2 protein-coding genes are annotated in these 733 nt (G+C 38.1%); both read right to left on the bottom strand.

Annotated elements, in window-relative coordinates:
- The coding region (locus D5R40_RS33545) for a twin-arginine translocation signal domain-containing protein (RefSeq protein ID WP_192901346.1) at positions 1 to 260 on the bottom strand (260 nt) is incomplete at its 3' end.
- 81 nt (positions 261 to 341) lie between these two features.
- Positions 342 to 677, bottom strand: a complete 336-nt coding sequence (locus D5R40_RS33540) for a twin-arginine translocation signal domain-containing protein (protein WP_375339461.1) — start codon at positions 675 to 677, stop codon at positions 342 to 344.
- Between the last annotated feature and the right edge of the window lie 56 nt (positions 678 to 733).

Genomic DNA, 733 nt, shown 5'->3' with positions numbered 1-733 from the left:
GCTAGCATCGACTCATTAGAGTCAAACACATCTGCAACTACTTTGATACCTGTTTCATCGTAGAAGCGGTCTAGCAAATCTTGGTCTGTATAACCTGCCCAAGTATATATATAGAGTAAATCTGAATCTCCCTGCATTCGGGGGTTAGATTTTACTTCAGCTAATCTCCAACCACAGCTAGAAAGAGCTGAAGCTGCGATGGTAGCTGCTGACGTTTTGAGAAATTGACGTCTAGAAGTGCGAGCATCTTGCTTGTTAATAGATGCAGCAATAACATTTCCCCGATATTTCTCGAAATTAGTTGGAGGCACTTTCAATAATTAATAATTAATAATTAATAATTAACAATTACCTCTTCTTTTCAAGGCTAGCATCGACTCATTAGAGTCAAACACATCTGCAACTACTTTGATACCTGTTTCATCGTAGAAGCGGTCTAGCAAATCTTGGTCTGTATAACCTGCCCAAGTATATATATAGAGTAAATCTGAATCTCCCTGCATTCGGGGGTTAGATTTTACTTCAGCTAATCTCCAACCACAGCTAGAAAGAGCTGAAGCTGCGATGGTAGCTGCTGACGTTTTGAGAAATTGACGTCTAGAAGTGCGAGCATCTTGCTTGTTAATAGATGCAGCAATAACATTTCCCCGATATTTCTCGAAATTAGTTGGAGGCACTTTCAATAATTAATAATTAATAATTAATAATTAACAATTACCTCTTCTTTTCAAGG

Origin of the sequence: Okeania hirsuta (assembly GCF_003838195.1) — a bacterium.
Classification (GTDB): domain Bacteria; phylum Cyanobacteriota; class Cyanobacteriia; order Cyanobacteriales; family Microcoleaceae; genus Okeania; species Okeania hirsuta.
Note: the sequence above shows the minus strand (reverse complement) of the source record. Positions and strands in the feature narration are given on the sequence as shown.